The sequence below is a fragment of the Granulicella pectinivorans genome (genome assembly GCF_900114625.1).
Classification (GTDB): Bacteria; Acidobacteriota; Terriglobia; order Terriglobales; family Acidobacteriaceae; genus Edaphobacter; species Edaphobacter pectinivorans.
Genome location: NZ_FOZL01000001.1, coordinates 2,931,555 through 2,957,912, shown reverse-complemented (window position 1 = coordinate 2,957,912; position 26,358 = coordinate 2,931,555). Strand labels below are relative to the sequence as shown.

14 protein-coding genes are annotated in these 26,358 nt (G+C 60.5%); 6 read left to right on the top strand and 8 right to left on the bottom strand.

The genetic code is table 11. From position 1 onward, the window contains the following. Positions 1–57: 57 nt before the first annotated feature. From BM400_RS11655 to BM400_RS11640, 4 genes are all read right to left on the bottom strand, one after another. Positions 58–2,250: a tetratricopeptide repeat protein gene (locus BM400_RS11655; RefSeq protein WP_245781831.1), complete on the bottom strand. Its 2,193-nt coding sequence runs from the start codon at positions 2,248–2,250 to the stop codon at positions 58–60. Positions 2,251–2,309: 59 nt separating this feature from the next. Then, positions 2,310–4,175, bottom strand: a complete 1,866-nt coding sequence (locus BM400_RS11650; protein WP_089839319.1) for a CRTAC1 family protein — start codon at positions 4,173–4,175, stop codon at positions 2,310–2,312. A 2-nt stretch (positions 4,176–4,177) separates the two neighbouring features. Continuing rightward, a complete protein-coding gene (locus tag BM400_RS11645; RefSeq protein WP_245781830.1) occupies positions 4,178–5,911 on the bottom strand; it encodes a CRTAC1 family protein in 1,734 nt (577 codons plus the stop codon). A 138-nt stretch (positions 5,912–6,049) separates the two neighbouring features. Continuing rightward, positions 6,050–7,054: a LacI family DNA-binding transcriptional regulator gene (locus tag BM400_RS11640; RefSeq protein WP_089839318.1), complete on the bottom strand. Its 1,005-nt coding sequence runs from the start codon at positions 7,052–7,054 to the stop codon at positions 6,050–6,052. A 525-nt stretch (positions 7,055–7,579) separates the two neighbouring features. Between BM400_RS11640 and BM400_RS11635 the strand changes: the two genes are divergently transcribed. The 6 genes from BM400_RS11635 to BM400_RS11610 all read left to right on the top strand — a co-directional run bounded on the left by BM400_RS11635 (position 7,580) and on the right by BM400_RS11610 (position 18,150). Beyond that, on the top strand, positions 7,580–11,092 hold the full coding sequence (locus tag BM400_RS11635) for a TonB-dependent receptor (RefSeq protein ID WP_245781829.1): 3,513 nt from the start codon (positions 7,580–7,582) through the stop codon (positions 11,090–11,092). Positions 11,093–11,150: 58 nt separating this feature from the next. Next, entirely contained in the window at positions 11,151–12,572 is a 1,422-nt protein-coding gene (locus tag BM400_RS11630) for a tetratricopeptide repeat protein (protein WP_089839316.1), read from the top strand. 125 nt (positions 12,573–12,697) lie between these two features. Continuing rightward, positions 12,698–13,705 (top strand): alkaline phosphatase family protein, encoded by a 1,008-nt coding sequence (locus BM400_RS11625; RefSeq protein WP_245781828.1) that lies wholly within the window; start codon positions 12,698–12,700, stop codon positions 13,703–13,705. A gap of 1 nt (position 13,706) precedes the next feature. Next, positions 13,707–14,867 (top strand): hypothetical protein, encoded by a 1,161-nt coding sequence (locus tag BM400_RS11620; RefSeq protein ID WP_089839315.1) that lies wholly within the window; start codon positions 13,707–13,709, stop codon positions 14,865–14,867. A gap of 14 nt (positions 14,868–14,881) precedes the next feature. Continuing rightward, the gene (locus BM400_RS11615) at positions 14,882–17,005 is read left to right on the top strand and encodes a beta-galactosidase (protein ID WP_245781827.1); all 2,124 of its coding nucleotides are present in this window, start codon (positions 14,882–14,884) and stop codon (positions 17,003–17,005) included. A 2-nt stretch (positions 17,006–17,007) separates the two neighbouring features. Next, positions 17,008–18,150, top strand: a complete 1,143-nt coding sequence (locus tag BM400_RS11610; protein ID WP_089839314.1) for an acyltransferase family protein — start codon at positions 17,008–17,010, stop codon at positions 18,148–18,150. Positions 18,151–18,656: 506 nt separating this feature from the next. Here the strand turns inward: BM400_RS11610 and BM400_RS11600 are convergent. The 4 genes from BM400_RS11600 to BM400_RS11585 form a co-directional block, all read right to left on the bottom strand. Continuing rightward, positions 18,657–20,420, bottom strand: coding sequence for a glycoside hydrolase family 35 protein (locus BM400_RS11600; protein WP_217644109.1), 1,764 nt, complete (start codon positions 20,418–20,420; stop codon positions 18,657–18,659). A 227-nt stretch (positions 20,421–20,647) separates the two neighbouring features. Then, entirely contained in the window at positions 20,648–23,806 is a 3,159-nt protein-coding gene (locus BM400_RS11595) for an efflux RND transporter permease subunit (RefSeq protein ID WP_089839311.1), read from the bottom strand. Between the two features lie 24 nt (positions 23,807–23,830). After that, positions 23,831–25,021, bottom strand: a complete 1,191-nt coding sequence (locus tag BM400_RS11590; RefSeq protein WP_245781826.1) for an efflux RND transporter periplasmic adaptor subunit — start codon at positions 25,019–25,021, stop codon at positions 23,831–23,833. 28 nt (positions 25,022–25,049) lie between these two features. Beyond that, entirely contained in the window at positions 25,050–26,315 is a 1,266-nt protein-coding gene (locus tag BM400_RS11585; protein ID WP_245781825.1) for a TolC family protein, read from the bottom strand. Positions 26,316–26,358 lie beyond the last annotated feature (43 nt).

Sequence of the window (26,358 nt, the reverse complement as noted above, 5' to 3'; positions counted from 1 at the left end):
GGCTCTTCGACAAGTGTAACGAGTACCGCCGAATTATGCGCTGATCGAAAGACAACCTCAGGGCGCGCTGTCGGAGTGCGTATGCCAGGGGGTGCTCTCCTGCGACAACTCCGAATGGCTCCGCAAGTAGTCGAAAGCAAACGCACTGGCCGCCGGATCGTCTTTCTGATCGTTGAACCGCGCCGCTTCGATGGCCGCCTTCTCCTTCATGCCCAGACGACGATAGATCAACGAGAGGTTGTAATGCGCGGCAAGGTCATCCGGGTCGATGGCCTGAAGACGCTCATACTCATCCTTAGCAAGGTCGTAGTGATGTTGCTGATAGTACGAGAACCCAAGCTCACGATGCGCATCCCGTGAGTCCGGAAACTTCTCGACCACCTTCTTCAGGTCGTCGACGGCAGCATCCAGGTTGCCCTCGTTGCGCTCGATGAGCGAGAGGTAATACAAGGCCCGAGCATTGCCTGGGCTGAGCCTAAGCGCCTGCTTCAGCGCCGCGCGTGAGTCGTCGTAGTGCTGCCACTGAAAATCCGCAAGAGCGATATTCGTGAACGCATCCGCGTAATCGGGGCGTATCGCCGCAACCTTCGCGAAGGCAGCTGCGGACTCCGCATACTGCTGCGCGTCGAGCAGTGCAATGCCGTAGTTGTTCCAACGCATCCACGCAGGGTTGTCGATCGGCTTCACATCCGCCGCAGGCTTGGCATCGGGAGGTGTAGTGCCGATCGCGATCGTGCGCGTTCGTGCCGCCATGGTCACCATGGGCTCGTCGACATGCACCCCATCCTTCGTGCTCATGGCCCAGTCGATAAAATGCTGGTTGAAGCGGTGATACTTCACCTCCGCCGTCATGCTCAGCGGGCTCTTCGCCGTCTCGGGAACACGAAACTGGTAGCGTACACTCTGCGATCGCCCGGATTGAATTGTGTTGTTATACGCGACGATCCGGTTGGTCCAGACCTGATGTTTGTCATTGAGTGTTCCCTGCGCATTGATCAGGCGATTGGTGAAACTATGGGCACGCTCGTCCAGTTCACCATCGGGCTTCAGATAGCCGCTATGCGTCAGCACCATGCCGGCCGCGTCCATCACCTTGAACTCCACCCACGACTCATACATGTCGCGCTGTTCCGGTACATGCGAGTGCGCGGCCCCCTTGTTCTGGATGACGACCGTAGCGGTCAACAGATCTCCCGGAGCAACCGACACAGGCACATCGCCCAGTGGAGCCGCAGTCGGCTTCCCCTTGACCTCAAGACTGAACAGGTCGACATTGAAGACACCCGCGGCAAGAAACGCCTTGGTCTTCGCCAACTGCACATCATACTTGTAGAAGCTGGGGATCAGCGTGTTTGCACCAATCCAGCGATGCGAGGCCAACTCGCCATGTTTCGCTCCAGGATCCCGTGCATCCGGCCCCGCAGCACTCAACGACTCACGGCTCATATGGCACGTCTGGCACGTCGACACGGAGTCCTTGACGTAGAACGGCAAAGGAGAACGTTTCGCGAACGAGGACATCTGCCACTCGTCATAGACGAACAACGCACGTTGCCACTTGTAGTCGTTCAACGTCTTAGGCAGCGCAGCTTTGTGGCACGAAGCACAGAACTCCGGGCTCTTCATGAACGGCTGCATCACGGCAGCGGAGTGACGGTCCAGATGCGCAAGAATCTCAGCGTCCGTCACCTTCCCATAGATAGGTTTGCCCTCCTCATCCATCAACACCGCCGGCTGCGAAAGCACGTAGCTGCCCGTGCCGCGTGTATCCCCTTGCCGGATGGAGTGGCACACCGCACAGGTCACGCCGTCTTCATCGCCAGCACGTTTCTGCTCAGTCCCTGGCGTCATCGATCCGGACGTCAGTGCCACGGGGTTGTGACAGCCCTCGCAATGCCGCGCATACTCCACGCCCTTCGTGTCCATCAGCAGCTTCACGTTCTTCTGATACCACGGCGTCCGGAAGGCATTGGCATGCGCCGACTGCCGCCATTGCTTGTGCGATTCCTGGTGGCAATGTCCGCAGTAAGCCGCCGTCGGAACAGACTTCGGATCGATGAACTCTCCGGTATCCGTGGTCGCGTTCGAAGGCAGAAAGGGTGCAGCATCATCGAAATGAGCAAAGTACTTCGAGGCGATACGACGGTGATAGGCCTTGCGGGCCGCAACCCCGTCCTCACTGGCATGGGCCGCGGGCACATGCAGCATCCGCATCGCGAGCACCCCGGCCGCAACGAGGATCAGCAGCATCGCAACGATGCGAAGTGTGCGTGGATCATGCTGACGAAATGGGAGGTTCCTCGTCATCTCTAGTTCGAGCCCTGCTTGACAGCGTTCGAAACAACCGCCGTGCCCTTCCCTTCCGTAATCGTGACGATGCGGTCGATCCCCGGAACCGTGACATGCTCCACAAGCCCACTCGGCCAGCGCACCTCAATCTCGTCCACCGCCGTCGCACCTCCCAGCCCAAAGTGAAGACGCTGGTCCGGCGACGACGCGAAGCTTCCTCCACTGATCACATCCGACCGCTGACGAAAGCCATTCGCCTTCACATACACCGTCGCACCCACAGCATCGCGCGGGCTCTTCGGCCCGCCGATCAGCTTCAGGCCAAGCCAGTGATTGGCCCCCACGGACACATTGCGAAACAGCGATGGCGTCCCATCGAGATTGTTGATCACCGTGTCGATCTTGCCATCATTGAAGAGATCCCCATACGCAAGCCCACGCGCGACCGCGACCTTCGCAAGCGCTGTTCCTTCCACTGCAGGAACGAGTTCAAGCTTACCCCCATGATTGTGAAAGAGAACGGCACGCTGCTTCCAGCTCGTGCCCCAGTCTTGACGATCGACCTCCGGATACACATGCCCGTTCACGAACATCAGATCCAGCCAGCCGTCGTTGTCATAGTCGAAGAAACTCGCACCCCATCCAAGGAACGGGATCGTCGGCTCCGCAATACGGAACTGGTAGCTCACATCGGTGAAGTTGCCTCCGCCATCGTTGCGATACAGCGGTTTGTAATCGTCGGAGAACGTCGTATTGAACAGGTCGACAAGGCCGTTATGCATCATGTCGCCCGCCGCAATCCCCATCGATGCCGTCTCGCGACCGCTCTCATTCAGCGCATACCCTGAGGCGAAGCTCGCATCCTCGAACGTGCCGTCGCCCTTGTTCAGGTAGAGATAGTTCGGGGTGGAATCGTCCGCCACCAGAAGGTCCGCCTTGCCATCGTTGTTCACATCGATGAAGAGCGACGCGAGGCCATAGTACGTCATCGTATCGGCCACCCCCGCCTTCACGCTGACATCCGTAAAGGTGCCATTGCCATTGTTATGGAAAAGGTGGTCCGACTCTCCGGCAAGACCCCGCGGCCCGCACATCACGGCAACTCCACGGAACTGGCAGAAGTTCGAAGCTCCACCGGACGTCTTCTTCGAAGGTGGTTGCGCAAGATCGTAATGCACATATCCCGGCACGAACAGGTCCAGCTTCCCGTCGCCATCGTAGTCGCCCCAGGTGGCGCCGGTCGACCAATTGCCAAGCGTGACACCGGCCTTCTCGGCAACATCGGTAAAGGTGCCATCGTGATTATTGTGAAACAGACGGTTCTTGCCGAAGTTCGAGACATACAGATCCGGCCAGCCGTCGTTGTCATAGTCCGCAACGGCCACACCGAAGCCCCAGCGATCGTTGGTCACACCCGCCTTCGCCGCCACATCGGTAAAGGTGCCGTCATGGTTGTTGTGAAAGAGTGCGGCATGCGGCGCCGTGGCCTTGCCGGACTCTGCAGCGACCGTCGAACCATTGACGAGATAGATATCCAGCCAGCCATCGTTGTCGTAGTCCAGCAGCCCCACACCGGAACCAACCGTATCGATGATGTCTGGCTTGGCCGGGTCTCCCATCGTATGGCGCCATTTGCTCAGTCCGGACTTGTCGCTGATATCTTCAAACACCACGGTGCCGCTCTTCACAAAACCGCCGGCGGTGATCGGCCTGTGTTGCTCGTCGAGAATAGCCGCGCGCGGCGCACCCGCGCTGCTTCCGCCCATGGGGCTGGGTTGCTGCGCGCCTTCGTTCGGCTTCTGCGCAGCGGCGTCGGCACTCGACTGCGCCAGAACAGGGCCGCCCGGAAGCAGGCAGAGACAGAGACAGATGAGGCAACGGTACATAGTCAATTCGCTTTCCTTGTCGTCGATGGAGCTGGTGCTTCGCTCGGCTCATCGACCTTCAAAATCTGATCCGCGGCAACATCCTTGAGGGTCTGCCGAATGCCCGAAGGCCAAAGTATCTCGAGACTCGCCGTCGTATCCGCGCCCAGCCCGAAGTGGAGGCGCTTATCGCTCGCCGACAGATAGCTGCTCGCCGTCGAAACCGTCTCCCACTGCGGGCCTCGCGTGGTCACAAGCTTGACCTCGGCACCAATCGCATCGCGGTTGCTGCGATGGCCAACCAGATTCAATCCAAGCCAATGGTTTCCATGGACGGTCTCGTTCCGAAGGATATGGGCGGGCCCATCGTTGGTGGAAACCACCGCGTCGACATGGCCATCGTTATAAAGATCGCCAAGCGCCATCCCCCGCCCAACCCACGCCTGTTTGAAGACCTCTCCCGAATGCTCGGAGACATCCACAAAGCCATGTCCCGTGTTCCGCGCAAGCATCATCGGCTCGCGATAGTGTATCGCCGAGAAGTTCAACTCAACCGTATCCAGGTCATGCCCCTGCGCGACCAGCAGGTCTTTCAGTCCATCGTTGTCGTAGTCCATGAAGCGGATGCCCCATCCCGAATGCAGTTGCGTCATCCCCGCGAGTCCCGTGCTGTAGCTCGCATAGCTGAAGCTTCCATCTCCGTTGTTCGCATACATGGCATACTTCTGGCTCGCAAGATTCGTAATCACCAGGTCCGGTAAGCCGTCGTTGTTATAGTCGGCGAAGTCCACACCCATCCCCGCATAGGTGCGGCCATCGCCATCCACCGCAATCTCGGCAGTCATGCCAACCTCTTCGAAGGTCCCGTTGCCCTTGTTGCGATAGAGATGCTCGAGCATCGAGTCGTTCGCAATCACTATGTCCGGGTAACCATCGCGATCATAGTCCGCAATGGCGATGCCCAGCCCCTTGGCTGGAACGGAGATCCCGGAAGCCGCCCCGATCTCGGTAAAGTGGGTCACACCATTCCTCACGCCATCGTTGTGATACACCAGGGGCGCGATCGCCGGAAAGATATCGGGATGACAGTAAGCGCGGTATCCGTCACGATGCTCCCCGCACCAGATATCGTCGAAGTCCCACTGCACGTACCGCAGCACAACAAGATCCAGCCGTCCGTCGTGATCCAGGTCGATCCAAGCGGCGCTTGTCGAAAAGCCTCCTCCCGCAACGCCAGCCGGCGCGGTGACATCGGTGAAGGTGCCATTCCCGTTGTTGTGGTACAGATGGCTCCCGCCATACCCCGTCACGAGCAGATCCTCGAAGCCGTCGTTGTCGTAGTCCCCGACCGCCACTCCCAGGGCATAGCCCATCCCCTGCAAGCCCGCCTTCTCCGTCACATCTTCAAAGGTCCCATCCGCTTTCTGGTGATAGAGACGATTCCAGTCACGCGGACCGCTCTTCTGAGGAATCGTGCCCTTGGGCGTCGGACTACTCAGCGGAGCACCGTTCGCAAAGAAGAGATCAAGCCTTCCATCGTTGTCATAGTCGAACATCGCCACGCCCGATCCCATCGTCTCCAAAAGATACTTCTTGGCCGTGTGCGAGGCGACGTGTTGAAAAGAGACGCCACTGGCAGCCGTCACCTCCACGAACGTGCCGGGAGAAGAAGTCTTCGCAGGGGTCTGGGCGATGGCATCGGCAGAAACCGTCAGCAGCAGCGCAAGCAGCAATCGGGGAGAGACAACGCACTTCATAAGATTGAGCACCACACTTGCACGGCATACACGTCGCATGGCTTCCCATCCAGGCAAAACCGGCACGATCTGAGAAGACTGATAGTCCAGCTAATGTACGCGCATCGCTGAATTGCTGGCAAGACACATCATCCGGAACTACCGCGCCACCGGTCCCGTCGATCCCCGGACCACAAGAAAGGGATGGATTACATTTTCAGACGGGGATGCCTTCTTCGTCTTCTCGTAACTCTGAAACAGCGCATGGAACGCCATCGTCGCCACCACATCTCTCGGAAGCCGCAGCGTCGTCAACGGAGGCTGCGTGAAGGCGCTGAGCTGTATATCGTCGAAGCCGATGATGGAAAGGTCTCCCGGAACATGAAGACCCCTCTCGTGAATCGCTCCGATCGCTCCAATCGCCGTCAAATCGTTCGACGCAATCACCGCCGTCGGTCGGCGCTTCGCAGCCAGAATACTCAACATCGCGTCATGCCCACCGCCCACCCGGTAGTCTCCCTCCCTCATCCACGCCGGGTTCACGGCGATCTTGTGCTCTGCCATGCTGCTCAGAAACGCATCGGTACGCGCCTTCGCGGGCGCCAGCCTGCTCGGCCCGCCGATGAAAGCAATATGGCGATGCCCAAGATCCGTCAGGTGCTGCACCGCGCAGTCGATACCGGCTTTATAGTCGACCACGATGTTGCTCACATTCTTCAAAGGACGCCCGTTGTCCAGAAAGACCATCGGAATCCCCCTCTTGCTGAAGGAGGTCAGGAACGCCTCGTCCATCTCCGAAGTCATGATCGCCACGCCGTCCACCTTGCGCTGCAACATCCTGCGAACGCAATGCTCCATCCTCACCGGGTCGTAGTTCGTATTCGTCACCAGAACCTCTTGGCCATGCTCGACCGCGATGTCCTCAAACGCCTTCACCAGCTCCGGAAAGAAGGGATTCGTAATATCCGAGATGATCAGTCCAAACATGTGGCTTCGGCCCGTACCCAACGCTCGGGCATTCGTGTTCGGATAAAAATTCAGCGCCTCGATCGCCTTCCTCACCCGGGCAGCCGTAGCCGGACTTACCTTGTCCGAACCATTGATTGTTCTGGATACCGTGGCCGTCGAAACCTTCGCTCTGCGCGCAACCGACTCAAGATTCATACAACCTCAGGGAGAAAAATCCGCGCTTCAAAAACCACGCTATGGCGCTTCGTACGGGTACCATGCCCGTCGCGTAAATCACCGGTCGCAGGCGTTGCCGTCTCTTCCAACAGCTTAGGCTAAGACCGGAAATTTGAGAAAAAAGTGGTCAGACCGGAGCGCCGCGGTCGGTGGAGAAGTAACAGATTTGCTTCGTTTTAGGCCATTTCCGCCCCTCTGACCGCCAGATACCGTCCCCTCGCCAAACGGTTGACAAGCCTCTCCATCAAAAGATGGAAAGAATGCATAAAAAATCTTGACAGACATACGTTCGTTGCCTAACTTTGCAAGCGCTTACATTGATACCGCATGCGCGTTCTGAATTCAAGGCAAAGGGAGACATCCGCCCTCGCCGATGCGGAGATCAGTTGAGTAAACGTTGTCAGCGACTCACAACAGAATAGGAAAACACCTATGAAGCTAGTACCCAGCAGCAAACAACTCGAGAGGCTTTTACGCACAGCGCAGACCATATCCCTGGTCTGCATGATGATCCTTTCCTTCGGAGCATCCAGGGCGCTTGCCCAGGCCGATCAGGGTGCCATCACCGGCCTCATTCAGGACGCGACCGGTGCCGTCGTCCCCAACGCAGACGTCACACTCAAGAGCATCGATACCGGCCTCGTCGTCCACACCCGCAGCGACGATAGCGGCAACTACGTCTTCTCGCCCATCAAGATCGGCAACTACAGCGTTACGGCTTCGGCCACTGGCTTCAGCTCTACCGTGCAGGAGAACATTCAACTCCACGTCCAGGATCGCGTGGCCGTGAATCTGCAGCTCAAGCCCGGCACCGAAAACCAGACCGTCACCGTCACCGCGGCGCCTCCTCTCCTCCAGTCCCAGGAAGGTTCCACCGGACAGGTCATCGAGTCGCAGACCATCAACCAGACTCCGCTCAACGGACGCAACTGGGTCTTCATCGCACAACTCACCGCAGGCGTCGCCCCGGCAAACGGTGCACGCGGCCAGAAAGGCGGAGACTTCAACGCCAACGGTCAGCGCGCCGAGCAGAACAACTACATCATGGATGGCGTCGACAACAACGTAAACGTCGTCGACTTCTTCAACGGTGCAAGCTACGTCGTGCGTCCTCCGCCCGACGCGCTCGCCGAGTTCAAGGTCCAAACCGGCTCCTATAGCTCCGAGTTCGGCCACTCCGCCGGCGCCGTCGTCAACGCCAGCATCAAAAGCGGCACCAACCAGATTCACGGCTCTCTCTGGGAGTACGTCCGCAACGACGCCTTTGACGTGCGCGAATACTTCCAGGGCACCTCGCCCATCGCCAAGTATCGACAGAACCAGTTCGGCGCCACCCTCGGCTTCCCCATCATCAAGGACAAGCTCTTCTTCTTCGGCGACGTCGAAGCAAACCGTATCGTCTTCGGCGAAACCCACTCCGGACTGACTGTTCCTACCGTCAAACAACGGACAGGCGACTTCAGTGAACTGTTGAGTGCAAACACCGCGTTGAATGCCAATGTCGTAAAACTCTACCTGCCGAATCTGGCCGCCAACGGCACCACACCGATCGCGAACAATCGACTCGACCAGTCCGGCGTCACGCTCGATCCCGTCGCCCTGAAGCTTCTCAGCCTCTTTCCGCTGCCCAACATCGGAGGAGTCGGCAAGACCTTCAGCAACTTTACCTCCCAGACCGACACGCTCGACAACACCTTTCAGTGGGACGTGCGTGCCGACTACAACATGAGCTCGAAGGACCAGATGTTCGGCCGCTTCAGCTATAACCATGAGCCTTCGACGCATCCCGCGCCGCTTGGCCCAATCCTCGATGGTGGTGGTTTCGGCGATACAGGACAGCTCGTCTCTCTCGGTGAGAACTTCGCCGGAAGCGAAACGCACATCTTTACGCCCTCCCTCACCAACGAGTTCCGTTTCGGATACAACTACGGTCACTACGCTGGTCTGCACGAAAACGCGAACAACAGCACGCTCGCCTCGAGCCTCGGCCTTGGTGGCGTTCCCTTCGCACAAAACAACGGCGGACTGCCTTACTTCAGCGTATCCGGCCTCTCCAGCTTCGGTTCGCCGCAGTTCTATGCGACGAACGAATATGAGAACGTCTACCAGATCCTCGACAACGTCACGAAGGTCGTGGGCAACCACACCCTCAAGGGTGGCGTAACGATCCAACGCATCCGGTTCTCCACCTCGCAGCCCACGCAACCGCGCGGAACCTACAACTACACCGGTGTCTACACGGGGCAGACGGGCACCGCGAATACGGGCTTTGGCGTGGCGGATTTCTTGACCAACAACATGAACAGCGCCGCGATCTCGAACGTCTTCACCTCGGATGACGTCCGTTTCAATCGTGCCTTTTATGTGCAGGATGACTGGAAGGCGAGCCAGAGGCTCACCCTCAACTACGGCATTCGCTACGACTACTCCACGCCCTACTTGGAGCGTCACGACAACCAGGCAGCCTTCGTGCCCACCAGCGGCTTTACGGCCAGCTCCAGCACCGGGCTCTACCTCATTCCCAAGAGCAAGCAGAACGTCGTGATCCCCGCAAAGTTCCTTCAGTTGCTGACGGAAGATCACATCACGCTCACCTACACGGACAATCGTTACCTTGTGAATCCGCAGAAAACCAATGTGGCGCCGCGTGTCGGTTTTGCCTTCAAAGCGACCGACAAAGCCGTCATTCATGGCGGGTACGGTATCTTCTTCGGTGGCCTCGAAAGCACGGGCTACTACCCAAACTTCGGCGAAAACTTCCCGTTTGAGTTCGATTCCTCCTACTCAGCAACAGGCAGTTGCGTCGCGGGCGGTGCCTGCCCCACCAATGGATACACACTCGAGAGTGGTCTTCCTCAGAAAATCACGGCGCCCAGCCAACCCACGCTGCGTGGTGGTGAGGGGAACGTCCGCACCCCCTACAGCGAGCAGTTCAACCTGACCGTCGAGTACGGAATCAGCAACAGCATGGTCGCCTCCATCGGCTATGTGGGAGCTGTTGCGCGCCACCTCCAGTTCTTCCCCAACCCCAACGGCCAGACGGCTCTCACACCGAGCGGCTTCAGTGGTTACACCGATGCCAACGGCGACAAGACGAACCCCTTCCAACCCTTCCCTCACTTCAACGGCTTCTCCTACACCGCGTATGACGCAGCCTCCAACTACAACTCGCTGCAGGCCAAGCTCGAGAAGCGGATGACCCACGGCTTCAGCTTCCTGACCACCTACACCTATGGGAAGTCGATGGACAATGCGAACACACCGCTGGGCAGTTCGAACGACCAGGGTACGCGCAGCGTCAACATCCTTGGACTCGGAGCGGACTACGGCCCATCCGGATTCGATGTGAAACAGCGCTTCACGATCAATGGCAACTACCAGTTGCCATTCGGCAAGGGACAGAAGTACCTGAGCCAAGGCGGCATTCTGGATTACCTCGTGGGCGGCTGGTCGGACAGCTTCGTCTTCCGCGCGCAGACCGGTCAGCCTTTGACCATCGGCACGAACGGTATCACCAACCCCGGCGGGGCAGCCTACAACGCAATCCTCGTCGGCGATCCCTTCGCGCCGGGTGGCACGCCTAACTCCAGCAACCCTGGCATCACCTGCGCCACCACCACCAGGACCCCAACCAACTGGTATAACCCATGCGCCTTTGCCAACCCCAAAGCCGACAACATCGGCTACTCCACGGCAAGGTATCCCGATGGGTCCTTCATCCCCAACTCCGTCTCCGGCCAGGCAGCCTATGCTTACGTCGGCAGCAACCGTGGTCAGACGCGTGGCCCCGGCTACGAACGCATCGACACCTCGTTGTTCAAGTCCTTCCATACCTTCCGGGAACAGGCACTCCAGTTCCGGGCGGATGTCTTCAACCTCCTCAATACCCCGGCCTATGGAGATCCCAGCACCAGGAACATCTCCTCAACCGGCGGCAACATCACCAACGCACGCACCTTCCAAAGCAACACGCCTGACTCGCGTTTCTTCCAATTCGCGTTGAAGTACACGTTCTAAAACCAACACAGAGGCGGATGCGTTCCAGACATGGAACGCATCCGCTACTATCGTGCTGATGTCTCTTCCCTTCCATCCCGCGGTCTCCCCTCGAACAGCATCGCTTCTCCTCGCCATCGTGTTCTGCGCCGTCTCGCCATCATCCGCCCAGGGCCCCTCCGCGAAACCCATGTCCCCCGCGGACCGCACCGCCCTCCAAGCCGCCCTGCAAAACTACGATCAGGGCAAGACACAAGCGGCCGAGCCCGCACTCCTCACGCTCGCCACGCGCTACCCCAGAAACTACGAGGCCAACGAAGCCCTGGGCAGCCTCTACACCGAGACCGGCAACCTCCCGCAGGCGCTCATCTATCTCCGCCGCGCCTGCAACATCGCACCCGGCCAGGCCCTCGCCCACGCCAATCTCGGCGCTCTCTATCTCAAAACAACCCAGCCCCCAGAAGCCATCCACGAACTGGAGATCGCCGCCAGGCTCGATCCGCACAACGCCCCCAACCAGGACAACCTCGGCCAGGCCCTCATGCTCGCGAAGCAGCCCAAAGCCGCAGCCAAAGCATTCGCCGCAGCCGCCGCACTCTCCCCCGAGAACGCCGACTACACCTACAACGAAGCGCTCGCTCTCTACGAAGCGGGTTCGTACCAGGAGGCCGCCAGCGTGCTCGAGGCCATTCCCGCAACGTCGATGACCCCGGAGCTCCACGCCCTCGCCGCGGATGTGGAAGAGCACGCCGGTGCCTTCGCCCCGGCACTCAAACACTTCCAGGCAGCCGCCAGCGCAAACCCCTCCGACCAGAATCTCTACGCACTCATCGTCGAGTTGCTCCGTCACTGGAACTGGGAAGAGGCCATCCAGGTCGCGAGCTTCGGCACGTCGCGCTTCCCCGCGAGCAACCACTTCCGCACCGCCGCCGGCATTGCCTTCTATGCCAAGGGAAACTACGCCGCGGCCGTCGATACCTTCTCCACGCTCCTCCAGCAGGACCCCGAAAACACCATGGCCGCCGATCTCCTCGGCCGCAGTTGCAGTGCGCTCGGCGACGGCGTCAACGATGGCTGCGCGGTCGTCGGCGACTTCGCCACACGGCATCCTGGCAATGCCGTGATGACTACCTACGCCGCCATCGCCATCCTCCACGCCCAACAGGCCGACCAGCATCTCGATCAGGCCGCAAGCCTCCTCAAGGAAGCCATCGCCGCCGATCCCAACTACGCCGAAGCCTATCTCCGCATGGGTGTCCTCGAGCAGATGCGCCAGCACTGGGCCGACAGCACGCCCTATCTCGAGCGCTGCGTCACCCTCAACCCCACCGGCGCCGAAGCCCACTATCGCCTCTCCCGGGCGTATGCTCATCTCGGACGAAGCGCCGATGCCCAGCAACAGATTGCGCTCCACCAGCGCTACTCCAGGCAGAGCAAGGACTCGCTCGATTCCAGGATGCAGGAGGTCATGCGATTTATCCTCAGTCCAAATGGAGCGTAACCCTGCGCGACTTTGCCGCGAAGCAATCGCTCGACCGCCGCAACTTCCTGAAGGCCGTCTCAGGGGCCGCAGCCGCCAGCGCCTTCACTCACGCGCGCGCCCTGCAGAGTCCGCGCAAGCCCAAGGTGGTCGTCGTCACCTTCGGCGGCGGCGCTCGCGATGAAGAGACCTTCGCCCCCGAAGGCCAGGAAAACATCCCCCACATGCTCACCGAGCTCATTCCGCAGGGCTCGTTCTACACGCAGGTCATCAACCACGGCATCCTCGGCCACTACGTCGCCACCGCCTCCCTCGCCACCGGCGTCTACGAAACCCTCAACAACTTCGCCTCCACCCCACCCGACAACCCCACCGTCTTCGAGTACTATCGCCGCGCCCACCAGCGTCCCGCCGAAGACGCCTGGGTCATCGCCCCCAGCAACGGCTTCAACCGCATCGGCGGCAGCAGCCATCGCAACTTCGGTCCCGCGTTCGGCGCGGAGGTCGTCCTGCCCAAGCAGCTCCTCGCCGCGTCCATGGGCAACGGATCCGAACAGGACTACCTCCATCTCCTCCGCGACAACTACGAGACGCCCCTCTTCGCCCCGCCCATCGCCTCCGAAGAGGCCAGCCTCCATCGCACCGCCAACCTCCTTCGCCTCTCCCTCACCGACTTCAAAACCCACGCAGCCAGCCTGGCCAGCCCCGACGAGCTCTCCGTCTTCATCGCCCGACGCCTCATGGCCGAGCTCGCCCCCTCGCTCATCTGGCTCACCCTCCACGACATCGACATCGCCCACTCCGGAGCCTTTTCCCTCTATCTCGACGGCATCCGCCGCTCTGACCGCCTCTGCGGCGAGATCTGGACCGCCATCCAGTCCCTCCCCGAGTACAAAGACCAGACCACGATGTTCATCCTCCCCGACTTCGGCCGCGACGCCGACACAAACCCCGCCGGCAACGGCTTCCAGCATCACCGCACCGGCGACGCCCTCTCACGCACCACCTGGATGCTCGTCCTTGGACCCAACGTCCGGCACAACGCCGTCATCGACCGCCCCGTCGACTCCCTCGACCTCGTCCCCACCCTCGGACGCCTCATGAACTTCACGCCCTCCTCCGCCCAGGGCCGTCCCCTCATCGAGGTCCTCTAGCATGCAGCCCGCGGACCTCACCCCCAAATCCTTCGCCGCCTATCCCCCCGCCGGCGCCGCCCTCTGCCGCGCCAAACTCACCCTACTCCAGACCCTCCCCCTTGTCCTCCTCCCCATCCTGCTCCGCGACCTCATCGTCCTCGACTGGAAGCTCCCCGCCGAACGCCGCGCTGTCGAAACCCAGCTCACCTATCTGGAATCGGCCCACGCCCCCTTCCGCACCTTCACGCCTCCCCCTGACCTCACCCACATGGACTGGGTCAACAACCCCGGTGGCTTCATCGAGCGCCTCACCGCATGGCTCTGGAGCACCCACCAGATGGACTCCTTCCGCACCCAGGCCGAGATCTACAACACCGCCGTCACCACCGCCTTCCCCGACCCCCCTCCCACCCTTCCCCGCCTCGGCATCGTCATCCTCGCCACCGGCCCTGCCTTCACCTATCCCCTCTTCCGCAAACTCAAACCCCACGGCCTCACCTTCACTCATATCCAGCCCGCCGAAGGCCTCTCCACCATCCTCGCCGAAGCCTCGCGCCGCGCCACCAGCCAGGATCCCTTCCGCCACTGGTACATCGACGGCGCCCCCACCCACCCCACACCACACCTCACCCCCGTCTCCTACGCAAACCTCGAGCGCCCAAGAGCCACCCTCCTCCAGCGCATCCAGACCTCCATCGCCACCGGCAGCATGGGCCCCGAGGAGCTCCGCACCCTCCTCGCCCGCCTCAAGCCCTCCGACATCGGCCTCGACGACACCCCCCTCAGCCACTTCCAGATGAGCCTCCTCACCGAAGGTGCCGGCACCCAGATCTTCGCCACCACCTTCGTCCAGTGGGCCGCCCGCGAGTGCGTCCGCCGCGCCCAGCCCGAGACCCTCGTCGTCCGCTACACCCCACGCCAGCAGGCCCAGACCATGAACGCCATGCTCACCGGCGCAGCCCCCAGCGGCATCGACCCCCAGGGCTCCCTTATCGACGCCGACATGGGCGCCTTCTACACCTGGCTCAGCCTTCGCCGTCTCAGCGGAGCCGACAACCTCCGCTTCCTCGTTTGGCACGAAGACCACGCCCAGGCCCTCGCCATCGGTCCCGGCCTCCCCAGCGGCACCTCGTCCGACTCCCCCCTTACCCTGAAAGCCCTGCTCGGACTCGTAACTTAATTGAGGAAACCCCGTTGATCAAACACATCGCTCTTGCCGCCGCCCTCCTCACCGCGCCCGTTCACGCGCAACAAGCCCAGCCCACCATCCTCTACGGAGCCGCCTACTACAACGAGTACATGCCGTCCGACCTCCAGCCCGGACGCCTCGAAAAGGACGTCGCCCTCATGAAGGACGCAGGCATCACCGTCGTCCGCATGGGCGAGTCCACCTGGAGCCTCTGGGAGCCCGCCGACGGCCACTTCGAGTACGCCTGGATGGATCGCGTCGTCGACGCCATGGGCAAGGCCGGCATCAAGGTCATCATGGGAACCCCAACCTACTCCATCCCCACCTGGATGGCCAAGGCCCATCCCGAGATCCTCGCGCGCCCCCTCGGCGGAGCCTCCGTCGGCTACGGCATGCGCCAGAACATGGACTTCGACAACCCCAAATTCCGCTTCTACGCCGAACGCGTCATCACCAACATGGTCAGCCATTACAAGGACAACCCCGCCGTCATCGGCTGGCAGATCGACAACGAAACCGGCGCCAACGGTGCCTCCAACCCCGACGTCTTCGCCGGCTTCGTCGACCACCTCAAGAAGAAGTTCGGCACAACCGACGCTCTCAACAAGGCATGGTTCCTCAACTACTGGGGCGAAGACGTCAACGACTGGGCCGACATGCCCACCCGCGACAACGCCACCAGCACCAGCTACAAACTCGAGTGGACGCGCTGGCAGCAAATCCGCGTCACCAACTACCTCGCCTGGCAGGCCGCCCTCGTCCGCAAGCATCGCCGCCCCGATCAGTTCGTCACCCAGGACTACGGCAGCATGATGAAGTCCGACGTCAACGAGCTCGCCGTCGCCGCATCCCTCGATGTCGTCGCCAACAACCCCTACCACGGCACGCAGGACCACCTCGATGGCGCATGGCAGGCCCTCCAGGGCGACTACTCCCGCTCCCTCAAGCACACCAACTTCCTCGTCACCGAGACCAACGCACAGACCCTCGGCTGGGACTCCACCGGACAGTTCCCGCCCTACGACGGCCAGATGCGCCTCGACGTCTACACCGACGTCTCCAGCGGAGCCAACATGGTCGAGTACTGGCACTGGCACTCCATCCACGCCGGACAGGAGACCTACTGGAAGGGCGTCCTCAGCCACGACCTCGAACCCAACCGCGCCTATGCCGAGGTCACCCGTATTGCGCACGAACTCAAGAAGGTCGGCCCCCAACTCGCCGACATGAAGATCAAGAACGACGTCGCCATCCTCTACAGCGTGGACTCCGCCAACGCCATCAGCTTCATGCCCTATGAGAACCAGGGCAACCTGCAGTGGGTTCCCGGCAAAGCCTCCGGCAGCTACAACGCCCTGCTCAGCCAGTTCCATCGCGCCCTCTACGACGCCAACGTCGGCACGGACTTCGTCTTCCCCACCGTCACCGCAGCCGAGCTCTCCCACTACAAGCTCCTCATCGTCCCCGCCCTCTATAGTGCCGACGATGCCCTGCTCCAGAAGATCTCCGACTTCGTCCACAACGGCGGCCACGTCCTCATGACCTTCAAGAGCGGCTTCACCAACGAGAACTCCGCCGTCCGCTGGCAGCGCGCCCCCGGCCCACTGCGCGAGGCCGCTGGCTTCACCTACCAGGAGTTCTCCAACCTCGAGAAGCCTCTCGCCCTCAAAGGCGATCCCTTCCACGCCGGCAGCGAGAACCAGGTCGGCACATGGGCTGAGTTCCTCCAGCTTGAAACCGCCAAACCTCTCGCCGTCTACGACCATCCCTTCTTCGGAAGATGGCCCGCCATCACCACCAACCACTTCGGCACCGGCACGCTCGTCTATGAAGGCACTAAGGTCTCAGACACCCTGCAAAGCGCCATCGTCCTCAACGCCCTCAAGGAGACAGGCCTCACCGGTCCCGACCAGCAGGCCCCGGCATCGGTCCGCGTGAAGCACGGCATCGCCCGCGACGGCCACAAGCTCCACTACTACCTCAACTACGCGAGCACATCGGCAACCGTAACCTATCCCTACCAGCGCGGCAGCGACCTCCTCACCGGCAACACAATCGCGGCCAAGCAGAAGGTCACGATCGCCCCCTGGGACCTCATCATCGTCAAGGAAGACGCGGGAGCCAACTGAGCATGACCAAGTCCACCCCGTATCTGCCCACCAAGCATCACTACGAGATCCTCGACGGCCTCCGCGGCGTCGCGGCCCTCATGGTCGTCATCTTCCACACCTTCGAGGCCTACGCCAACGACAACCGCTTCACCCAGCTCATCAACCACGGTTACCTCGCCGTCGACTTCTTCTTCCTGCTCTCCGGCTTCGTCGTCGCCTACGCCTACGACGATCGCTGGGGCAAGATGAGCCAGTGGGACTTCTACAAGCGCCGCCTCGTCCGCCTGCAACCCATGGTCATCATGGGCAGCATCATCGGCGCCGCCCTCTTCTATCTCCAGTTCTGCCCCATGTTCTCGCTCGTCGCAACCACGCCTGTCTGGAAGACGCTTCTCTTCATGGTCATCGGCTTCACCCTCATCCCTGTGCTGCCCTCCATGGACATCCGCGGCTGGCAGGAGATGCACCCCCTCGACGGCCCCGCCTGGTCCCTCTTCTTCGAGTACATCGCCAACATCCTCTACGCCATCGGCTTCCGCAAGCTCTCGAACAAGGCCATGGGAGTCCTCGTCCTCCTCTCCGCCGGCCTGCTCATCCAACTCACCGTCTTCGGCCCGCGCGGCGACGTCATCGGCGGCTGGTCCGTCGACCCAACCCAGCTCCACATCGGCTTCGCCCGCCTCCTCTACCCCTTCTTCGCCGGCATCCTGCTCATGCGTCTCGGCAAACGCATCCACATCAAAAACGCCTTCGCGATCTGCAGCGTCCTCATCGTCATCCTCCTGGCGTTCCCCAGAATCGGAGGCCCCCAGCATCTCTGGATGAATGGCCTCTACGAAGCGCTCTGCATCATCGTCGTCTTCCCGCTCATCGTAGCCATGGGCGCAGGAGACAGCGTGACCGGAGGCTTCCCGATGCGCCTCTGCAAGTTCTTCGGCGAACTCTCCTACCCCCTCTACATCACCCACTACCCTTTGATCTACTGGTACACCGCCTGGGTCACCCGCGATAAGGTCCCTGCCCGAATCGGCGCCCCGGTCGGAGTCCTCCTCCTCATCGTCGCTGTAACCATCGCCTACGCCTGCCTCAAGCTCTACGACGAACCGGTAAGAGCATGGCTGAAGCGCCGCTTCCTGGACGCCCCCATGTCCACCACAACCTAGTCCCCTCACTGCCACCCGGTCTTTGCCCTTGCCCTCTTGGTTGTCACCCCGAAGGGAATCTGCTGTTGCCGTTGCCCGTTACCCTTGCCCTTAGCCTTAGAGGGGAGCTTTAGCCACACGTCAACGGCGAAAAAAAAGAAGGGGCTCAAGCCCCGGGCCGTTGCTTTTGCTTTTGCATGCAAGCTCCGGGAATACGATCTCCTCGCATCCCCGCCGTCGTCTGTCCTGATCCGTCTTTCATCCCCCGATCTTTGTTGTGAATCCCCCCACTGCGCGGTAATCGAATCCAAAACAGACCACTTTCCGAAAACGCGCATTTACGGTTCAATGTCCACATTTTCCGCGCAAAAACCCATCGTTTACCATCCAAAAGCTGCATGGTGAAACCTTGAGTTTTTCGCATCGCCCACCCGCAACTCCTTTAGATCGCCACGATACGGGCAAAATAAAAAGTGCACCGAAACCGGTGCACTTTCATACCACGTTCAACCCCGGTGGTCGGACCTCTATTGGCTCTCCCGGTCATGCGTCACCGCCCCAAAGATCGGCTCTGTCGCCGTGCTGACCTTCTCCGTCGCATCCCCCATCAGGTCGAAGAACCGCAGCGTCGTCGTCCCTTGCTTCAGCCACGGACCCGGCGTGAACAACGCAAACTGCGGCCCAATCGACCAGAACCGCCCCAGGTTATGCTCGCCAACCCACATCTGCCCCTTATGCAAGTGACGCGTATCGAGATACGTATCCGCCGGCGTCTCCGTCTGCATCGCCACCGAGTAAAAACACGGCCCCGAGCAAGGCAGCGGACGCATCGGCATCTGCGGAACGTCCTTCATCTCCAGCGAAAAGTTCTCCCACTCCTTCGGCTTCTTCCCATCGAGCGTCACCTCACCCGTCAGCCCCGCCCGCTCGCCGCGAATCGCATGCGAGTAGTTCACGCGCCCTGTATTCTCCACCAGAATATCCAGCGTTGCGGCAGCCGAAACACGCGGCAACTCTAGGGTTTCATTGCCAAGCCGGCGATCCAGCGTCCCCACCAGCCGCCTGTCCACATACACCTGGGCATAGTCGTGCAGCCCGCCCAGCACCAGCTTCCCGCCATCCCCCGGCTTCAGCGCCGTCCGATACAGCACATACCCATAGTTCTGGTCCAGGTCTTCAAACGTCAGCGGCACGGTCGAGTGAACCGGCTTGGGCAGGCTCTCCCACAACGAAGCCGAGAGCATCTTCTCCGCTACCGGAAAGACCGCCCGCTTCGTCATCGGAGGCAATCCCGCCGGCCGGGTGTGGGTCACATCCGCAATCGCCTGCTGCAAAAGCGCGTATTTATACGTAGGATTCCCCGCCTCATCGAGCGGCGCGTCGTAGTCGTAGCTGCTCGTATCCGGGTGATAATCCGTCCCCGTATGCGAGTCCGCCCCATTCATCCACCCAAACGTCGAGCCCCCGTGGAACATATAGATCGAGACAGAATCTCCACGCTCCAGCATCGAGCGGAACTCCGCCGCCTCCCGCTTCCCATCCGTCTGGTGGTGCTCCTCGCCCCATTTATCGAACCACCCCGCCCAGTACTCGCCCACCATCTGCGGTCCATCCGGCCGAAACTCCTTCAGCATCCGCAGGCTCTTCTCCGCGTTCCCGCTGCCGAAGTTCACCACCGCCGGAAGCTCCGGCAACGATCCCTTCGCCAGGTCCGGCCCCTGGTTCGACGTAAACAGAACCGTATCTCCAAGCCCCACATGGATCAATTCGTCCTTCAGTTGCTCCAGGTACTCCTTGTCGTCCCCGAACGCACCGTACTCGTTCTCCACCTGGATTGCGATGATCGGCCCGCCATTCTTCAGCAGCAGAGGCTTGATCTCCTTCGCCAGCCGCTCAAACCACCGGTTCACCGCCGCCCTGTACTTCGGATCGTTCGACCGCAGCACCAGACTGCGATCCTTCAACAGCCACGAAGGATACCCGCCCAGCTCCCACTCCGCGCACACATAAGGCCCCGGCCGCAGGATGACGTTCAACCCCTCCTGCTGCGCCTCGCGAAGATACTCCGCCAGGTCGTTCTGACCGGAAAAGTCGTACACCCCAGGCCGCGGCTCATGCACGTTCCAGAACGCGTACGTCGTCAGCGTATTGAGCCCCATCGCCTTCATCGCATGCAGACGTTCCCGCCAGTACGCCCGCGGAACCCGCACCGAATGCATGTCCCCCGCAATGATCTGGTAGGGATTCCCGTCCATCAAAAACCGCCCGCCATCCACCGCAAACCGCCCCACAGGTCGGACCTCTTGCGCACCACCCACACCAGACACAAAGCAAACAGCCAAAGCCCCCCCCACCACCAGGCGACGAGATATGGGAATACGAAACATGGGGTGAAATCCTCTCTCAACGACAGTCAAACTATCCTTGCCACTCTAATTGATTCACTCCTATGGAGGGAAAGATCGGGAGTTAAGGTGTCGAGTGTTCGCTCCAGAGAGATGTGCGGCTGCATGCTGGCTCAGAGTGAACGGTTCCGGTATGCCAGAAGAAACCCCGCCGGAACCAGAAAGACTGTGAGCAACACTGAGAGAGTGAGACCCCCAATGAGCGCCTGCGCAAGCGGAGCGTACGACTCGCTTCCCTCGCCCAGCTTCAACGCCATGGGAAGCAGGCCGATCACGGTTGCCAGCGACGTCATCAGGATGGGCCGTAGGCGTACCCGGCACGACGTGATGATGGCATCGCGAACTCCTCTTCCTTCCTCCAGCAGGTGTTTGGCGAACTCTACGATCAGGATGCTGTTCGAGACCGCGATACCAGCCAGCATGACGACTCCCATCAGCGACATGACATTGAGCGTCGTGCCCCACAGGGGAAGGACGATGAGTACGCCCGCTATCCCGGGAGGAAGAGCGAGAAGGATGATGAAGGGGTCCATGAACGAACGGAACTGGGCGACGAGGATCAGGTAAAGCAGCAGAACCGACAGCGTGAGGCCGATGGCAAAGCTCTGGAAGGACGAGTTCATCGATGCGACGCTTCCAGTCAGCGCGACGTTGATGCCGTGAGGCGGATTAGACTCGTCGACGATCTTCTGAATCTCTTTGGCGATGCGGCCAAGATCTTCCGCCTGCGGGCGGACGTAGATGTCGAGCACCCTGCGAATCTGGGTGTGATCCATCTCGGTCGGCGCGTTGAACTGCTCGATCTTTGCAACCATATCCAGTCGTGTGGCGTTGGCAATGTGAGCGCCATGCAGGGGAATTGCCTTGAGGTCTTCGAGCGACTTGACCTGACCCTCTTTGTACATCACGGTCAGGAAGTAGTTGTTTCCGCTGTTGGGATCAATCCAGATACTTGGCGCAATCATCTGGTTCGATGTGAGTGCCGTAATGATGTTCGATACCGTCTCTTTTTCGGTCAGGCCAAGTTCACTTGCGCGGGTGCGATCGATAGTGATGCGGAGCGATGGGTAGTCGAGGTCCTGCGGAATGTATACATCCGCTACGCCGCGCACATCCTTGATCTTTCCGGCTATCTTCTGAGCCAGCGCGTAATCCGCGGTCACGTCGTTGCCAGCCACTCGCACATCAATGGGAGCAGGCGAGCCCATGTTCAATACACCGTCGACGAGGCTGCCGCTCGAATAGAACGTCTGGAGCTCCGGCAACTCCTTCGTGATGGTCTTCTTCACCTCGTCGATATAGGTAAAGCTGCTTGTCTTGTGATCTTCCGAGAGCGCCACCTGCGTGAAGCCGGTGTGCATCGCGGCGTTGGGAGAGAATAGAGCGGAGAAGCCAGGATCGACGCCGATGTTGGTGACCGTCATGTCCATATCGTGTTTCGACACGACGCGACGTACGATGCCCTCGACCTTCGCGGCTTCTTCTTCGGTAGCCTCCAGCTTCGTTCCGGAGGGTGCCTTGAAGCTGATGACGAACTGTCCCGCATCGGTGCGGGGAAAGAACGATAGCCCCATCAAGGGAAACAGCGAAAGGCTCAGTAGGAAGAAGCCTCCGAAGCCCAGGAGCACAGCCTTCGGCTTATCCAATACCTTTGCGACCATGCCATCATAACCATGCAGGAGTCTATCGAAGCTGCGCGCGAACCAGGCGTTGAAGCGTGCCCATAGGCCATAATGATGAGAGGCAGGTTCAGCCACAATCATCTCTTCCGTCTCGGCCGACTCGTGATCGACATCGCCATGCGCAGTCTTGATGAAGCGAGCACAGAAGAGCGGAACAACCGTGAGCGCGACAAAGTAGGACGCGAAGAGTGAGATGACCACAGCGAGCGCAAGAGCCGAGAAGAGGAACTTGCTGACTCCATAGAGCATCGTTACCGGGAAGAACACAACCACCGTCGTCAATGTTGCGGCGAGTACAGGCAACGCCACTTCTTTACCGCCGCGCTCCGCCGCCACGACCGGCGATTCGCCCTCTTCCAGATGCCGAAAGATGTTCTCGAGCACGACCACCGAGTTATCGATGAGCCGTGAAAGGGCAAGAGCCAAGCCGCCCAAGACCATACTGTTGATAGAACTGCCAGTCAGCTTCAGCACGAAGAAGGTCGCCAGCAGTGAAAGCGGAATGGAGAAGAACACCGCCAGCGTCGCACGGATACTGCCGAGGAAGATCAGGATCATGAGGCAAGTAAGAAAGAGTCCGACGCCGCCCTCATGGAGCAGCGTCGTAATGGCCGTCTTCACGAAGCGCGACTGATCGAAGACCACGGTACTCCTTAACGATGACGGGACATCCACGAGGTTCTTCAGCTTCTCCTTGACTCCGTCGACAATCGCAATGGTGTTGGAATCTCCGCCCTGCTTGAAGATGGGCAGATAGACACCCCGCTGGCCGTTCACACGGACGACGTTGTATTGCAGACCGAACGAGTCCTGCGCGGTGGCAACATCGCCGACACGCACCGGCGACTGTCCTACGGTCTTCAGCGGCACGGTTGCGATGTCGTCCGCGCCCTTCAGCATCGAGTTCGTGTAGATGTTGTAGTCGTATCGTCCAATCTGCACATCGCCTGCAGGCAAAATGACATTCGAATCATTCACTGCCCTGACCACATCCATCGGGCTGAGTTGGTTGGCCTCCAGCTTGGTGGGATCGGCATACAGCATGATCTGCCGCCAGCGTCCACCGAAGGGCTGCGTGACGCTGGCACCTGGAACACTCGCAAGCTGATTGCGCACAAAGTTCTGCGCAAGGTCTTTCAGTTTGCTCTCATTCAGGCCTGAGCCGCTGAGCGGCACCAGCGCCACCGGCATGCTCGAAGCATCCTGCTTCAACACGATCGGCGGATACGTCCCCGGTGGCATGTCGCGCAGATCGCTCATGGCGAGTGAGGAGATGGTTGCGGCATCGGAATCCGGATCGGTTCCGGCGCGAAAATAAACCTTGATGAGCGAGACACCAGGCAACGAGCGCGACTCCATGTGGTCGATGCCGCCTGCCAGCGTGAACTGCCGCTCGAGGTGATACGTGATGTTCGCTTCAATCTGCTGCGGCGGCATGCCCGAGTAGAACGTCGCGACAGCCACCACGGGCAGATTGATGGGTGGGAACATATCCACCGGCATATCCGACACGCTGACGGTCCCAAGGATCATGACCACAAGGCACAGCACAACGATCAGATATGGGTTACGAATGGAAAATCCGGACATGGTGCCTCTTTCGCTCGATCTGCGCTAGTGCGCGTTGCCTTCGTAGCCTGCGGCTTGCGCGTCGACCCGCTCGCCATCAGCCAGCCCGGTGTGACGGCCGACGATGACCCTGTCGCCTTCCGCAAGTCCAGAGAGGATCTCCAAACGATTGGGCGTTTGCAGCCCGGTCTTCACGGTTACGAGATGAACGATTCCATCGCGTACGACATACGCCTGCTGCACGCTGGTTCCGAGACCATCGACAGCATCGATCGGGACACTCAACACGTTTGGACGAGCGGCAAGATGGAGATGAACCTCCGCATACATGCCAGGTACCAGCGAACCGTCACGATTCGGCACATCCACTTCGGTGTCCATCGTCCGTGTTGCCGTCTGCACCGAATCTGTCGAGCGCGTCACCGTGCCCTGCAATCTTCGACCGAGACTGGATACATTCACATCGACGGTCTGCCCGTTCTTGACATCCGCTACATCGTTCACGGGGACGGGCAGGATAAGCCGCAGAAGGCTGTTTTGCGCAAGCTTCACGACAGGCATCGCCTGCGTCTGTGAAGCAATGCCCGCCTGAATCATCGAGCCCGTGCCGGCATAGCGTTTCGTGATGACTCCCGCGAAGGGAGCGCGAATCGTCGCATATCCCATCATGGTCTGGGCCCGCACATACTCCTGGTCTGCGGCGGCTTTGGCCTCCCTCGCCGCCTGCACAGAGGATTCGGCACTTGCCAACTGTGCGGCGGCTTCCATCTGACGCGACTGCGCGACATCGATCTCCTGACGCGGCACGAGTCCTTTGTCCTTACTCGCTACATCCTGGATGCGCTGGTAGGATAGCTTGGCCATGCCTGCTGCTGCCTGGGCCCGCTGAACGGCAGCCTGCGCGGTCACGATGTTCGCCGCCGCTGCAGCGACGCCGGCCTTGGCGTGTGCCACGTCGCTCTGAATTTCGGGGGCCTCAAGAACCGCAAGGACCTGGCCCTGCTGCACACGGTCGCCGATATCCACTGAGATGGTTTTTACGTAGCCCGCCACTTTTGCCATGACATCGACATCCTGATAAGGCAGGAACTCCGCCGTAAGCGTCAGATCGTTTGCCAGGGTTGCGGTGCCGACCGTAGCGACCGGAACGGTCGGAACCGTTGCCGGGGGCGGTGGGCTCGATTTGCAGGCTGTGAGCAAAGCTGCTCCCCCAAGGCTCAACAAACTCAAGGACATCGTTCGCTTCAAAAGCATTTCAAGCCTCTCAGTTCAAAAGTCCGGCAGCATAGTCGAGTTCGGCACGGCGGATCAGGTAGCTATACGTTGCATCCGCAGCCGTAATCTCGGCGGAGGTCTCATTGAGTTGTGCCTCGTTCAACTCAACAATGCTTCCAAGACCTGCGTCATAGCGATCCTGTGCCAACCGAAGCGCCTCTTTGCTCTGGCCCACAAGCCTCGTGGTCACGTCCAGGCTGCGATAGGCTTCATTCGCGCGATACCAGCTATCGCGCACCTGCTCGCCAACCTCTAGACGAAGCTCCTCGGTATCGCGAGTCCGTGCGCTCGCCTCAAGTTCCGCCTCTGCCTGACGAGCCCGATAGGCGCCACCGTTGAAGACGGGGATATTGAGGTTGAACCCCACTGCAGCGTAGCTATCGTGCAGTGTGTGGTCACGAAAGGGAATCTGCCCGGCTGTCCCCAGAACATTCAGTGTTGGATAGTTCAATCGCTTTTCGGAGAGCGCAAACTGGGCGGCCGCCTTCTGCGTGGATTGTGACGCGTTCAGATCGGCGCGTTGAACGATGCTTTGCGCGAGCAAGCTGTCCGGTGCAAGCGGTAACGCATCCTGCGTGGCGGGCACGTCGGCCAGCGGCGAAACCACAGGCGCTCGTTGCCCCATTGCCGTCGCGAGATGGGAGCGCTGCTGTGCGACGGTGCTCTCAGCACGAACAACCGCCAACTCCGCTTCGCTCTGCAAGACCTTGGCGAAGTTAACGTCGAGCGTGGATTTGAGTTCACTCGCCGCCAGGGCTGCAAGTTGCCGGGCTACGAGAGCCCGATTGTCTAGCGCCGCTCGCGCCGCTCGCAGGACTGCCTCCGCCCCAAGCACCTGGTAATAGGCTTCCCGCACGTTGAGCCGGACCTGTGCGCGCGTGAGTGTCGCCGCGTCAGCCTGTGCCTCGGCCGTGGCGCGAGCGCTCCCAACGAGGGCGCTTGTCCGACCGAAGTCCGTGACCATCTGCGACAGGTTGGCACCATAGGCGAACCGATCTGAGACCGCGGAGGTCGTGATGTTTCCCGCGGCGATCGAAGCCCCTGTATCCGCCACGCGAACTCCCGTGGCGTTGAAGGCAACCATCGGCTGATAGCCCCCGCGCGCTTCGCGGATTCTTTCGATGGAGGATCGTGCCCGAAGCTGGGCAGCAAGCATCCTGGGCTGATTGCTCAGAGCCGTCGCCTCCGCTTGCTCCAATGTGAGCGAAGCGGAGGCATCTATACTGCTCTGCGCGACGAGCCTGGCAGGGCTCAATGACGTCACGCTAAGCGTCATGACGGCCAGGACCGAACTGCTG